This window comes from Collinsella ureilytica (assembly GCF_019795105.1).
GTDB classification, from domain to species: domain Bacteria; phylum Actinomycetota; class Coriobacteriia; order Coriobacteriales; family Coriobacteriaceae; genus Collinsella; species Collinsella ureilytica.
The window spans coordinates 199,561-213,170 of record NZ_JAIMFO010000006.1 but is presented as its reverse complement, the minus strand read 5'-3'; the positions used below and the strand labels follow the sequence as shown (position 1 = coordinate 213,170).

The 13,610-nt window shown below is 49.9% G+C and carries 14 protein-coding genes; 10 read left to right on the top strand and 4 right to left on the bottom strand.

What is annotated here, in order from left to right:
• Positions 1 to 14 precede the first annotated feature (14 nt).
• From K6V98_RS05255 to K6V98_RS05240, 4 genes are all read right to left on the bottom strand, one after another.
• Positions 15 to 314 carry a PTS sugar transporter subunit IIB gene (locus tag K6V98_RS05255; protein ID WP_222199477.1) on the bottom strand — a complete coding sequence of 100 codons (300 nt, stop codon included), beginning with the start codon at positions 312 to 314 and terminating at the stop codon, positions 15 to 17.
• Positions 315 to 327: 13 nt separating this feature from the next.
• Positions 328 to 774 carry a PTS sugar transporter subunit IIA gene (locus tag K6V98_RS05250; RefSeq protein WP_222199476.1) on the bottom strand — a complete coding sequence of 149 codons (447 nt, stop codon included), beginning with the start codon at positions 772 to 774 and terminating at the stop codon, positions 328 to 330.
• Between the two features lie 22 nt (positions 775 to 796).
• On the bottom strand, positions 797 to 1,426 hold the full coding sequence (locus tag K6V98_RS05245; protein WP_222199475.1) for a bifunctional 4-hydroxy-2-oxoglutarate aldolase/2-dehydro-3-deoxy-phosphogluconate aldolase: 630 nt from the start codon (positions 1,424 to 1,426) through the stop codon (positions 797 to 799).
• Between the two features lie 492 nt (positions 1,427 to 1,918).
• On the bottom strand, positions 1,919 to 2,929 hold the full coding sequence (locus tag K6V98_RS05240; RefSeq protein WP_222199474.1) for a phosphoglycerate dehydrogenase: 1,011 nt from the start codon (positions 2,927 to 2,929) through the stop codon (positions 1,919 to 1,921).
• A 469-nt stretch (positions 2,930 to 3,398) separates the two neighbouring features.
• Here K6V98_RS05240 and K6V98_RS05235 point away from each other — a divergent pair, with 469 nt between their 5' ends.
• The 10 genes from K6V98_RS05235 (at position 3,399) to K6V98_RS05190 (ending at position 13,608) form a co-directional block, all read left to right on the top strand.
• The gene (locus K6V98_RS05235; RefSeq protein WP_222199473.1) at positions 3,399 to 4,178 is read left to right on the top strand and encodes a GntR family transcriptional regulator; all 780 of its coding nucleotides are present in this window, start codon (positions 3,399 to 3,401) and stop codon (positions 4,176 to 4,178) included.
• A gap of 375 nt (positions 4,179 to 4,553) precedes the next feature.
• Positions 4,554 to 5,258: a triose-phosphate isomerase gene (locus tag K6V98_RS05230; protein WP_222199472.1), complete on the top strand. Its 705-nt coding sequence runs from the start codon at positions 4,554 to 4,556 to the stop codon at positions 5,256 to 5,258.
• A 2-nt stretch (positions 5,259 to 5,260) separates the two neighbouring features.
• Entirely contained in the window at positions 5,261 to 5,782 is a 522-nt protein-coding gene (locus tag K6V98_RS05225; RefSeq protein ID WP_222199471.1) for a YjbQ family protein, read from the top strand.
• Positions 5,783 to 5,806: 24 nt separating this feature from the next.
• Complete coding sequence (locus tag K6V98_RS05220; RefSeq protein WP_222199470.1) at positions 5,807 to 6,091, top strand: PTS sugar transporter subunit IIB; 285 nt, start codon at positions 5,807 to 5,809, stop codon at positions 6,089 to 6,091.
• A gap of 368 nt (positions 6,092 to 6,459) precedes the next feature.
• Positions 6,460 to 7,863 (top strand): PTS galactitol transporter subunit IIC, encoded by a 1,404-nt coding sequence (locus K6V98_RS05215; protein ID WP_222199469.1) that lies wholly within the window; start codon positions 6,460 to 6,462, stop codon positions 7,861 to 7,863.
• Between the two features lie 121 nt (positions 7,864 to 7,984).
• The gene (locus tag K6V98_RS05210; RefSeq protein ID WP_222199468.1) at positions 7,985 to 8,527 is read left to right on the top strand and encodes a hypothetical protein; all 543 of its coding nucleotides are present in this window, start codon (positions 7,985 to 7,987) and stop codon (positions 8,525 to 8,527) included.
• 72 nt (positions 8,528 to 8,599) lie between these two features.
• The gene (locus tag K6V98_RS05205) at positions 8,600 to 9,256 is read left to right on the top strand and encodes a class II aldolase/adducin family protein (RefSeq protein ID WP_222199467.1); all 657 of its coding nucleotides are present in this window, start codon (positions 8,600 to 8,602) and stop codon (positions 9,254 to 9,256) included.
• 81 nt (positions 9,257 to 9,337) lie between these two features.
• Positions 9,338 to 10,234: a class II fructose-bisphosphate aldolase gene (locus tag K6V98_RS05200; RefSeq protein WP_222199466.1), complete on the top strand. Its 897-nt coding sequence runs from the start codon at positions 9,338 to 9,340 to the stop codon at positions 10,232 to 10,234.
• A 40-nt stretch (positions 10,235 to 10,274) separates the two neighbouring features.
• Positions 10,275 to 10,751, top strand: coding sequence for a PTS sugar transporter subunit IIA (locus tag K6V98_RS05195; protein WP_222199465.1), 477 nt, complete (start codon positions 10,275 to 10,277; stop codon positions 10,749 to 10,751).
• Positions 10,752 to 10,878: 127 nt separating this feature from the next.
• Complete coding sequence (locus tag K6V98_RS05190) at positions 10,879 to 13,608, top strand: Rib/alpha-like domain-containing protein (protein WP_222199464.1); 2,730 nt, start codon at positions 10,879 to 10,881, stop codon at positions 13,606 to 13,608.
• Positions 13,609 to 13,610 lie beyond the last annotated feature (2 nt).

Sequence of the window (13,610 nt, the reverse complement as noted above, 5' to 3'; positions counted from 1 at the left end):
GTTGCAGCCTGGGGCTATGATTCAAACTGAGCTTCGATTTCTCTTACTACTTCTTCCTCTCCGACACCGGTAACAAAGGCCGTACCCTTAATTACAGGTACGTTGCCTGTTTCGACTCCTTTTAGCTTGCCGGTTGAAACAATAAAATCGACATCGTTCGATGCAAGATTTCCTTGAACCTCTGAGAACTTACATTGAATGATATGAGGTTCTGGCAGGCCGCATGAGTCTGCTATCTCCTTAACTTTGGACACCGCCATAGTTGATGTGATCATTGATGAGGCGCAACATACGATGACCGTTTTTTTCTCCATAATGGCATCCTTCCTAATTGAAAAACTCAATTACCTGTTGAGCGTTACTGGCGGAAATGATTTGCTTGACGAGGGTCTGATTCTGCAGAGTGCCTATGATTTTCTGAAGAGCTTCCAATTGATATTCAGGTTTATCAAATACGGATAAAACTACGAGACGTACAGGGATTGCCTCTTCCGCATCCGCCATGTTGTGCCAGCTAACTTGCGGATTAAGGGTCATTACCAGAATCTGGGTAGTATTTGCGTGTAGATAATCGGTATGGGGAATTGCAACATTGAAATTGCCCATTTTCAGTCCTGTCGGATACTCTCGCTCACGCATTAGTAAGCTCTCTGCGTAGGATTGCTTTACTTTTCCTGCTTTGAAAAGGTGGCTAGAGGCGATACGTAGCGCCTCCTCATAACTCTCTGCTTTTACATTAAGAAGCACATCTTCTAGAGGCAGCTTAAGAGACATTTGAGCCTATCCTTTCTATCGTCTACCAACGGATCTTCTGCTCAAAAATTTCGATATCTTCTTTGAGTCTTTCAACATCCATTCCAACAATATGTATAGGGTCGAAAATGCCGGAGCCTATGCCTGCATACAAAGCTCCCTCATCGAAGAACTGCTGACAGTTGTCTCCATTGACACCTCCAACAACCATGATTGGCATTGGATTGAGCGGTGCTTGAATATCCCTGATGTACTTTGGCCCGAGGGTGCCTGCTGGGAATATCTTCAAGATGTCAGCTCCCATTTCAAACATGTGCCATGCTTCAGATGGAGTAAAGGCGGAAGGAACGGTCAAGAGACCATTCACTTTGCAGATTTGAAAAATTTCATTTGTAAAACAGATTGGAGAAAGAGCGAACTTGGCACCGGCTTTGACTGCTTCGTTTGCACGATCTACAGATGTTACTGTTCCTGCACCGACTAAAATAGCATCACCAAACTCTTCGGTGATCTTCTTGATAATTTGGCCTGCGTCAGGCGTGTTCATTGCGACTTCGACAGCGCCGAGCTTGCTGCCAACCATGCTCTTAACGACGCAGCGAACCTGGTTATATTCGTATCCACGGAGGATTACTGTAATTTTAGGAAATTCAGTAAGGCTTGGATCTATCACTTCTGTCCTCCTACTCGGCCTACCATCAATTCTTGGTTTGAATCATTTCTTATTCTAATAAAAATAAGTCACATTATGAACATAACTAAGACTAGCTTTTTACTATTGAATTATTTCTTAGTAGTTTAGTATTAAATATTAGAAACAACTGGTAATAGTATTTAGAGTATGTATATAGTAGTTAATATAATATTGATCAACACACTATTTCTACATACTAATATATTAAATAAAGGATACCTCGTTTTTAGTCTATGAATAAAAATCTTTATTTTTGTATATTCGTAGGCATGATCAACCGTATTACAGTGACAGATCTTTTGCTCTACTACGCAACGAAGTTTGCATATGGCGGTATCAGGATCTCAATAGCTACAGGGCGCATTCGTCTTGTACTGAGATCCCCCGTGTCAGCTCTATAGCAAGCGAGGTTCAAACGCGGCTGCGTATGCTTGACTCCTAGTTGGTTGCTTAGAGGACAGTACAGGATGATCACTTGTCGTTAACGGGTTGACCGGTTAGCAACATAGATTCGTATAAGTGCTGGGGTGTGATGGGATCAGGCGGGTCGACCCCCGACATTACTGCAAGAATATTATCGACAACAATATTTCCCATGCGCCGGCTACTTTCATAGGTATTGCCTGCTACATGTGGGGTTACGAGCACATTATCATATTCATAATAGGGTTGGTGTTCAGGCGGCTCTGTAGAAAAGACGTCGATAGCAAAGCCTGATAACCGTCCAGATTGGAGAGCGTTGTCGAGAGCGCCGTGACGAACAATGCCTGCGCGTGCAGTATTGACAAGAATGGCTCCAGATTTAACAAGCCTAAGTTCACGTGCACCTATTAGATTTTTCGTCGTTTCGTCCAATGGTAGGTGGATCGTAATGATGTCAGCTCTTCTTAACAGATCATTCAGGGTAGTGTAAACAACCCCATAAACAGTAGCCTCGTTACGATGTACGATATCGTAGCCGAGAATGTCCATACCAAAACCCATTGCCCTTCGGGCAACGGCGCATCCGATCTGTCCAACACCGATGATGCCGATCGTCTTGCCATACAGGCTTCTGCCGGTCAGTTTAGTCCATCCACCTGAGCGGGTATCGATCACCATCTGCGAAATGTGACGCTCTAGGTCGAGAATGAGTCCGAAGGTGAAATCCGCCGTTTCTTCTCGGTTTGAAGCGGGGGCATAGGTCACTTCAATACCAAGCGCGCGGGCTTCAGCGACGTCCACCCCATCGAAGCCGACTCCGTAACGAGCAATAATCTTCAGTCTTTTAAGTCGGCGAATGACGCTCGTTGTCAGATCATCGTTACCTAGGATAATAGCGTCAGCATCTCCCGCAAAATCAAGCATTTCAGATTTTGTGAGAGGCCTTCCAAACGGATTGAGCCGTACCTCGCATCCGGCCGCTTTAAGACGCTCAATTGGTTCGCTTGATCCACGCCCGAAGGTTACTGCCGTAGAACAAACAATCCAATTCGAACCCATGTCTTTCTCCATAGCAAGTCATAGTAGAGTGCTCGTGTAACGTCTTATCGCTGTTGGCCTGATCGTATACTATAGATGAACTCATTGAGAGAGGTGTTTCGAGGTTTATCGAATGCCTACATATACAGTATGTAGCTGCGACGCAAGGTAAGAGACTGTCTTAACTTATCTAAGGTATCGACTTGGTGAAGGTATGTCCACCAATGAGTGCTGATCCTTACATGCTGCTGGGCTTCAATATGCTGTTTGCGAGAGCGCGCTCAATATCTCTGCCCCACTCCCATGCGGCTTACACCACCGCAGACACTTTCTCGATGCCCTAAACTTGTGCATTAAGTTGTACACACGTATACTCAAACAGCTTTGATATATACATGGATGGTCTCATTTCTGATGGCGTGCTCACGTCCGCTCAGATTTGACCGTTTCAACAATTGAAGAGATACATAGAAGAGATACGAGCCTCGAGATGCAGAAAAAACTAGCGGCGAATTGCAACGGGTGCGCACAGCAAGCTCAAGGTGATCGAGATACGGAAAAGCTCCTTTATCTCCAGCTTGCAGACTTTATTCGAGAAAAGGTTTATGCAAAAGAGTGGCGAGCGGGGGATCGGATCCCTTCTGAGCATGCACTCATGTCGATGTTTGAGGTGGCGCGAGGCACCGTGCGAAAAGCACTCAAATTGCTGGTTGATGAAGGGATGCTGCATCAAGTACGAGGGAGCGGAACCTATGTTTCTGAACCCGGCATTGCTCACCCCGTTGGCGGCAGACCGCTCTCGTTTGCAGATTCTTTAAAGGCACAAGGAAAAGACTTCACAACGCGCGTAGTTGATCAATGGATAGGTCCTGCATCAGACGATGTTGCGAGCGCTCTTAAGGTGCCGATTGGTTGCACGGTCATGTTTATGCGGCGCGTCAGAAGCGTGGATAATATCCCAATTATCTGCCAAGAGAGCTGGCTGAATCTCCGCGAGTGTGCTGGCTTGCAAGATATTGATTACACCCAGGAGTCTCTCTTTAATGCTGTGCAGCAATGCTCAAAAAGAAAAATTAAAACCTCTGATATGCGCTATACCGCTCGTGTTGCAGGCAGTGAGCATGGAGAGTTATTAGACTGTGATGAGTCAGCGGCCTTGCTCATGCTGGAGCAGGTTATTTCTCTTGAAGATGGAACACCCATTGAGTGGTGCAGCACTTGGTTTACGCCTGGCCAATCGGTTGTAGGCACTGCGGTACAGCCCGACTAATACAGCTCGATTAAGCATCTCAGAACACAGAGGCGCTTGCGTCCCGGAGGATATTGACAGTGACCCTGTATGCAGAGCCTCCGAGTCCAATTTCTGTACGCGTGCCTATCGGGTGATCCTGGTAGCGGCTCTCTCACTGCGCATTCCTGAAACAAATGCCCCGGTTATCGGTGATCCAATGCAGCCCAACTCAGTCTTTTTTGCTCAAATACCGCTCAGCGACAAACTCATACCGCTCGCGCTGATCCTCTTGATACGGCTAAAGTTGTTCAGTATGGTGTAGACAATTAGTTGTATAGAAGAAAATATACAACTTGTATTCCGTTGGATGTCGCCGCTGAAGATCGATCCGAATCAAGAGGGAAGGTCGGTGTCATGGAAAAGGCAAAGCTCAGAGCCCCGTTTTTTGTTGTAAACCCAAAGTCATACCTGTATGGAGAGGAGCTCCTGCGTCTTGCGCGCAAGGCGGATGAGCTCGCGGCAGCCTATGATTTTGACGTTTTGTTTACCGCTCAGCTCATCGATTTGCCGCGTGTGATTGATGCATGTCCGCATCTCATCCCCTGCGCACAGTTCATGGAGAGTTTAAAGCCAGGACGTGGCATGGGACATGTTTTGCCCGAGGCACTGGCAGAGGCAGGAGTGCGCGCTACCTTTTTAAATCATGCAGAAAACCCTTCCGGCGTGCATGAGCTGGCAGCGGTTATTGAGCGCGCAAACGAGGTTGGCATTCTTACAGTTGTTTGCGCTGATTCTGTTGAAGAGGGTAGATGGATCGCAGGGCTTAAACCTGATGTCATGGTCTGTGAACTGACTGGTTTGATTGGAACCGGCACGACAGCAGATGAGGCCTATATGCGAAGCTCTACCAAGGCAGTCAAAGCCATCTCGCCTACGACACAGGTCTTGCAAGCGGCGGGCATCTCGTCAGGTGAAGATGTGTATAACGCCATCAAGTTTGGTGCCGATGGTACCGGTGGCACATCGGGAATCGTGGCTGCCCCAGATCCCTTTGCTGCCCTTGATGAGATGTTCGCAGCGCTTGATCGCGCGCGTACGGATTTTTGTCAGGAGGCATAAACATGGCTGTGTACAAAGACGTTATCAGTATGGAGACAGAAGCCGGGAAGCCCACGTATGTAGACATTACAGACGAGGTAGCAGAGGTTGTAGCTGCATCGGGTGTGCAAGAGGGCATCGTGACGGTCATTTCATGTCATACAACCTGCGCTGTATTCTCAGAGGAATTTGACCACGATCACACGCCTTCGGGAGACACCTTTTTGCAGGCAGACTTAAGTGAAGGCCTGAACCGGATCTTCCCCGAACAACATGACTGGAACACCTACCGCTACCCAGGTGTGCAACATTTTGAAGAGGTTGAATCCTGGCCTGATCCAGAGTCGTGGCTACCAAATCTTGATCGCACCATGCTCTGGAACGGAGATGCGCATTTGCGCTCAACGCTTATTGGAAGCAGCCAAACCTTTGAAGTTGCAGATGGCAAGCTAGAAATGAACGGTCTTGCAAGCATCTTCTTCGTAGATTTTGATCGCACGCGTCCCAGAACGCGCCGCGCCAAGGTCTGCGTGATAGGGGAGTAGTACTCAATACTAAGGAGGAGCACGATGAAGAAGATATTGTTGGCCTGTGGTTCGGGAATCTGTACATCGACGGCGGTAAATAAAAAAGTTGAAGAAATGCTTAACAGCAAAGGCTTTGCAGGTCAATTTGAGATTACTCAATGCAAGGTCTCCGAGGCTCCGGCTAAGTCGGCAAACTATGATTTCTTAATCGCCACTACCATGGCACCGGCCGGGCTAAAATGTCCCTATGTGAATGGAATTCCTTATCTAACAGGCGTTGGCGTTGATGCTGCCGAACAAGAAATTGTTCGTCTCATGAACGAGTAGCTGAGCGATCACTCGTGTATCTCATCGGCTATTGAAAGCGCTCTGCAGTCGTGTGTGCACGCACGATGCAGTAAGTCTATCAATGAGCAGTCGATCAGCTAACCTAGGAGCTGTTCGGTACTCACAAACTTTGTTCTTGCATGGAACGGCAGCTGAGTCCAAGCAGGAACGCGATCATCCAGTATTCAAAACAGGTATTAAAAACAAGGATTGTCCGCTTCATGTGATGTGTAGCTGAGCGGGATAGGGTTTCGCCTAGCTATACATACGGCACTGGCATCACGGTACTGAGGGAGCCTTTCAGATAATTGGGTGTCTGACGATTGGCTTCGATATGGCTCCTCCAGACAAGACAAGGGGTCGCTGAAATGGATGCAGTATTAGGTTTCTTTTCATTCATTAGTTCTTTGGGTGTATCAGTGGTTATGCCCATCGTCATTACCATTCTTGGATGTGTGCTCGGCGCTGGTTTTGGAAAGAGCCTGCGCGCCGGTCTCACCGTTGGTATTGGTTTTATTGGCCTGAACCTCGTTATCAATAGCCTGCTGGGTACTACCTTGGCACCAGCAGTGCAAGAGATGATTGAGCGGTTCGGCTTCAATCTCTCAGTCATTGACGTAGGCTGGCCAGCTGCAGCAGCAATTGCTATGGGATCAGTTGTGGGAACGATCATCATTCCACTTGGTCTCATCGTGAATATCGTGATGCTGCTGACCAATACGACACAAACGGTTGATGTAGACATTTGGGACTATTGGCACTTTGCTTTTACCGGTGCCCTAGTTGCGATCGTTACCGACAACCTGGCTTTAGGTATTATCGCTGCAGTTCTGAATATGATCATCATCATGGTGCTCGGAGACTATACGGCACCGCAGGTAGAGAAGTCGCTCGGCATGCCTGGTGTTTCTCTGCCTCATGGATTTACCACGGCATATGCGCCCATTGCTATGCTTTTTAATGCCATCTTTGATCGTATTCCTGGCGTTCGCGATATCGATATCAACATCGATGAGATGCAGCAGAAGTTTGGTATCTTCGGTGAGCCGATGATCATTGGTTCGGTTATTGGTCTCACGATTGGCGGTTTGGCATATTGGGATTCCGCTATGGTGCAAGAATCGATTATTAAGGTACTTACCACGGGTGTATCGCTCGGTGCCGTATTGGTGCTCATCCCCAAGATGGCTGCCTTGCTCATGGAGGGCTTAATCCCTATTAGTGATTCTGCGTCGAGCTTTGTGCAGGAGCGCTTTAAGAATCGTGGAAAGATTTATATCGGTCTCGATTCTGCAGTTGGTGTTGGTCATCCCACCACGCTCACGATCGCATACATTTTGGTTCCTCTCATGATCGTTCTCGCCGTGTTGCTTCCGGGGAATAAGGTTTTGCCTTTCGCAGATTTGGCAGTCGTGCCTTGGATGTTTGTTTTGATTACCCCCATTGTGAATAACAATGGCTTCAGAGGCATTATTATCGGAATTGTTGTACTTACTATTGGACTGTATATTGCAACCGATTTGGCTCCGCTTATTACGCAGGCAGCAAACAATGTTGGGTTTGATATTGCGGGAGCTACGGGAGCTGCGGACACGATGATCTCTTCCATCTGCGATGGAGCGAATCCGCTGACCTGGATTATTACACGCATGAACGGCTGGTTTGGCTATGTAGGCGCAGCTGTTGTCGGCGTTCTCACGATCGCGCTGGCCGTGTGGAATCGTGGTCGTATTCTCAAGGAAGCACGTGAGATGCACGCAGCTGAAGCGTGAGACAGCGCGATGAAGGCTCGTTCATCTCTATAAACCCGATCGGCTCGGCAGATTTCACGTATACGTGTTGGCTTCGGCGCGACGCTTCATCTAAACGTTGCGCCGAGCTACGGGGAGAAGCATGAAACGTTATAGCTATATAAGAAGGTATTTTGTAATCGAAGTACTGCTCACAGGCCTGTTATCTGGTGCGGTAGTCGTTGTTGCCCCCATCTTGGCGTATCGAGGATTCTATCCAGGAATCATGCTTGTCCTTATGGTGCCGGCCGTCTATCAGCTGTGGAATACCTTTATTGCAATTTCGAACCCTCAGACTGTTGCACTTGATGAGGAAGCAATTGAGTTTTCTGCCTGGGGAAGAACTGATCACTGGGAGTTGGCACAGATTCAGAGTTTTCGTGTGCGTGAGTTTCCCAGTGCGGGAAAGATGTATATACGCATCAACGGCGGCGGCATGCTGCGGGGAAGATACTGGTTGCAGACGCGTGTGATGACAGAGGGACGAGAGCTCTTCCAAAAAATATGCGATCTGGAATATAAGATGCATCCCAATACGCTCAAGGCATACGCGCGAAGAACGAGCAGCGTGCAGAAGCGGACGAATCCTAAAGCGAAGGCCAAGGATACACAAGCTCAGACAGCAAAAGCACAGCCTCATATATAAAAGTACTGGAGCATTTCTGGGCTTATGTGCGCGCTCATGCTGCGTCTCGTTCTCATTCAAAAAGGAGCAAGAATGTTTGAAAAAGAAAAAGAGATGGTACTTGAGGCAGCGAAGAAACTCGATCGATATGGCCTCATTGCGCTCTCTGGTGGCAATGTAAGTTGGAGGATGTCTCAAGATGAAATTCTTGTCACTCCTTCTGGAATGATCTATGACGACATGGTGCCCGAGGATGTGTTGGTGGTTGATTCGGCGGGCACGGTTGTTGAGGGTAAGCGGAAGGTGTCCGTGGATACCGAGGCGCTCCTCTATATTTTTCAGCATAAGCCCGAGGTGCATGCAATTATCCATACACACCAGCCGTATGCTACTGGCTTAGGTCTTGTCATGGATGAAATTCCCTGCAACTTGTCAACGATGGCGAATGCTACCGAAGGGCCAGTGGCAGTGGCGGCATATGGGGATCCGGGCAGCTTGTCTATGGGTGTAGAGGCAGTGCGGTCACTTGGTGATCGGCTGGCGGTTGTCTTGAAGCACCACGGTGTTATAGCGGTTGGTCGTGATCTGAAGCAGGCTCTCTACTCATGTATTTATCTGGAAGAGGCTGCAAAAACGGTGGCAGTTGCTATGTCTACGGGACGCCCCATGGCCACGATGACCGAGGCACAGATAAAAGAAGCGGTTGCGGTATTTCATAGATATGGTCAAACACCTGAGGCTACTCAGTAAGAACGCAGTGTAAGAGTGCAGGCTTAATTTGTGAGTTGATAGTAAGAAGCAAGAGAGAATCTACGGTTGAAAGGGGTTTTCATGCTGATTAATTTACGTGATATCTGTGCGATAGCCGAACAGGCACAAATTGCAATTGCTGCATTCAACGTGCCGAGTCTTGAGGCTGCTCGAGCGGCGATTGATGCCGCAGAAAAGACAGGACTCCCGGTTATTTTGCAACATGCTGAGGTGCACGAAAACATTGTTCCACTTGATGTGATGGGCCCTGCCATGATTGCGTTGGCTGCGCGATCTGAAGCGCAGATCTGTGTTCATCTTGATCACTGTGAGCACCTCTCCTATATGCGTCGTGCGCTTGAGATGGGCTTTACCGGAGCCATGTACGATGGCTCCATGCTGCCCTATGAAGAGAACGTTGCAAATTCCGCTCGTGCTGCGGCTATGTGTGCGCCTTTTGACTGCGGGCTTGAGTGTGAGCTGGGAAGCATGGGTTCGCGCGAGGGTGATGTGGTTGAGGGTGAGCAGACTGCCCCGCAGCAAGCTGCTGTGTACACTGATCCTGCGCAGGCAGCTCAGTTTGTAGCAGATACTGGTCTGGATATCCTTGCATGCTCGTTTGGCACGGTGCATGGGCTGTATAAAGGAGAGCCTCATTTGTCATTTGAGGTGCTTGAGCAGGTTCGTGCTCACGCGGGCGTTCCGCTGGTTATGCACGGTGGTTCTGGCGTTTCTGATGCTGATTATCAAAAGGCGATTGCTGCGGGTATTCGAAAGATTAACTATTACACCTACGGCGCTAAGTTTGCTGGAGAAGCCGCTGCAGAACTGGTGCGCCAAGCTGGATCTGAGCGTGTGGTGTATTGGCATGATCTCACGAGGGTAGCCTACGAGCGTTTGCTTGTAGATGCAGAAAAGGTCATTACCACGTTTGCTGGTCGGGCGGATGGTAGTGAGCCAACCTGCTCAGTAAGCTAATGCGAGAGACGCTTAGACGATACGCGAAAGGGGCTCACCGATGAGCGCAGTAGATATTGATCTGTTCAAACCAGAGCTTGTCTTTTTTGATTTTGAGGCGAAGGATCGGGCGGAGTTTTTCCAGAAGTTAGCAGTTGAGCTCAGCACTCGTGGCTATATCAAAGATACCTGGCTTGATGCGATTGTTCAGCGCGAGCGCGAGTATCCGACCGGTCTTGCGTGTCAGGCAATGAGCGTGGCGATTCCGCATACTGACCCAGAGCATCTGCAAAAACCGTATATTGCAGTCATAAAGCCTCAACATCCCATTACGTTTGAAGCTATGGCGCATATGGGTGATGATGTCTCGGCAGAGTTGATTGTGAACCTTGGCCTGCTTGCTCACGCCGATGAGCAGGTAGCGGTCTTGCAGGCGTTAATGGGCATGTTTATGGATGAAGCTGCCTCACGAGAGATTCTTGAGCAAACTACACCTGAAGGTATGGTAGAGGTGATGTGCCGCCGCTGTCAGGCATAAGCACTGATAACGCGCAGTGCCTGGTGATAAGCAACCCCTTCACTACATTAATAGACATAAATAGAACTCTGTCATATTATCTACTCTAGCAAAACGGAGTATGTTGCCTATGGCGGAGGAGAAGTGCGTGAGCCTTAAAAAAACGCCTGTCGTTCATGCTGCAAGCAACTGCCAGTCGGAGGCGTGCAGCGTGCAAGCAGCTCAGGATGTCCCAGTTCAAGCAGGGTCTGAAAACCTGCAGTTCAAAGAGGGTACAGCAGGCAAACGAGCTCAGGATGCTCGCGTGGGCACTGCGCCTGGCATTCGTCCAGCTTCAGTGGTATCAAGCTATCCAGCTTCCATCTTGGGACCTCAGCGCGTCGGAAGAAAGATTACAGCATCGTTTACTTTGCTAACAAAGGCTGCTGTGTTGACAACGCTGCTGGCGAGTTCGCTTTTTGCTCCCGTAACAGGAGCATATGCTGCTGAGCTTTCAGGCAAAGCGAGCGCCCCGGTAGCAGTTGCGCTTCATAGTACATCTGCATCAGGAACAGAGGGCGACCAAGCTGCAGGCACCGCTGAGGTGTCTGCCGTCTTGCCTGCAGCGGCGTCTGCTCCCGAAAGCGCGGACTCCACAGCAGACTCATCTCAGGCGGCGCGTCCGGCACCTGCGGCATCGGAGAACGAGGCTACAGGCTCAGCTGTTGCAGATACTGGCATCCTAGCTCCTTCTGGCACGGCAGGCTTACGCGCAAACGCTGCAGGTGCGAGCTCAACAGCGGCAGATCCAAAAGACGCGCAAGCTGCCGCCACAGATCCCGGTGCCGCAGCACCTGGAGATGCCACTGCTGCCGAGGCAGTATCGCCAGCCGCTGTACCAGCAGATTCCGCGCCTGTGCCGCTCACGGCAGAAACCGTCCGCCTCATCGCAGAGGGAAAGATCCGCCTAGAAAACTCCCACGTCGATTCTTTGCTCTATGGACAAGCTGCTCTTGATCCGGGTGCGGATGATGATGGGGATGGCAAGACGAATGCCGAGGAGGTCTATACCTATACAAAGGGTGGGCGCACCTACTATGGCTACCATAGTCATCCTCGCATTAAGGATTCCGACGGAGATGGCCTGCCAGACGGCGCTGATGATCAGCCGCTTCGTTGGAATGTGAGCGCACGCGATGCAGCGCTGATGATGGAGCTTGCCTATACCGGAGATGCTGAGGCGGCAAACCTCCTCACCGAGGGTGCTGAATCAATTGACACTCATGGTGGCAATCATACGTATGATTTGATTCATCGGGAACTGGCTCCGTTTTGGACGGTTGTTGAGTCGTTTCATCTCGACAATGGCTATGATGCACACCTACTAAAAACCGCGAGTCGCTTTCCGTATCTTGAGCAAGGTACAACCCAGATGCTCGCGATTCGCGGAACGGACAGCTCGTCTGACTACGATGATGACGCGAAACTTGCCCTTGGCTTCAATCCAGGACAAGCGACGAGCCAAGAGAGTGTGCTGGATTCAATTCACGCCCGTGGACTCGCAACCAATCTAACCGTAACTGGACACTCCCTTGGTGGCTATCTAGCACAGCGCGCGCTTATCTATGCGAGCGGAAAAGGCTATCCATGGATGGTGAAGTCTTATACCTTTAATGCACCGCGCATTATTCGGAGCTTCTTTTCATACACCATGCGCCGCCTTGCCGACGCGGGTGATCGCCTCACACAAGAGGGCAAGGCGGTTCACTATAAGGTGGATAACGACAACGTCATCCGTCCTGTTGGTTGGTTTGACGGAGCAGTGAGCGTTGGATCAAGCGCCCATGGCCATGGATCGCAAAGCTACTACGAGCCTGCTATGGACACCCGCCCGGACTTCAATATTGGAGATCGCCAAGGCATGAGCGGCGTGGGCTATGTGAATCCACTCCTTGCTCAGCTGAACTTTGATACGTCACTTACCGATGCTGACGTATATAGCTTCACGGCAGCTCCTGAAGAGCTCGTTGAGGGAAGCCCAGCCAATTTGCTCGATAATCTTGATTTAAAGAGCTTGCCAGCAGGAGCAGAGCTGCACGACGTAACTGATTATGCAGCAGTGGATCTTTCAAACCCGGGTGATTATGAGGGTACGCTGCGCGTCGTCTTTCAAGATGGTAGCAAGAAGGACATCCCGGTAGCGATTCATGTGAAGGCAAAGCCTTTCAGCGAGCTCTATGACGTAGTTGCCGATGCATCTCTTGTGCAGCCAGCTGGTGAGGTGCCAACTGCTGAGCAGATTATGTCTCATGTGCGCGTGGTTCTGAAGGGCACCAGTGAGTTGGCTCCCGCTTCAGCATATACAGTTGAGCTGGTAGGCTCTGTGCCAGAGAAGAATGGAGCGGCACAGGTACAGGTAACGTGGTCAGATGGTAGCGGTACCGTTGTTCGGTCGATCAGCGTTCAGTACAAAGAGCCGGCTGCACCAGCACCGGCACCCGGGGATAAGCCGACGCCTCCTGCTGATAAGGGGATCATTGAGCGCATTTTGGATGCGATATTCGGCCCATCAGAGCAGCAGCCTGATACAAGCCAATCTGATAAGCAGAAGCAGAAAAAGGATAGTCAGGTATCGGATAGCGAGCGTAAGAACGACCCGCAAGCTGGCGACCAACAGAAAAATGGACGGAAGCCAGACTCTCAGCAGCCAGGCGATTCGAAAACCGGCAAAGGACGCGTGCCGACAGGTTCAAAGGAAGCTCTGCGTAAGAAGAAGCAGGCGAAGCGCTTGCCTCAGACTGGAGACGCAGTCGTGCTGAGCACCGCAAGCGTTGCGCTTGTAGGACTCGGAGCAGGAGCGGCTGGAGTGTATCGGAGCCGTCGCCGAACGAAGGCATAAGT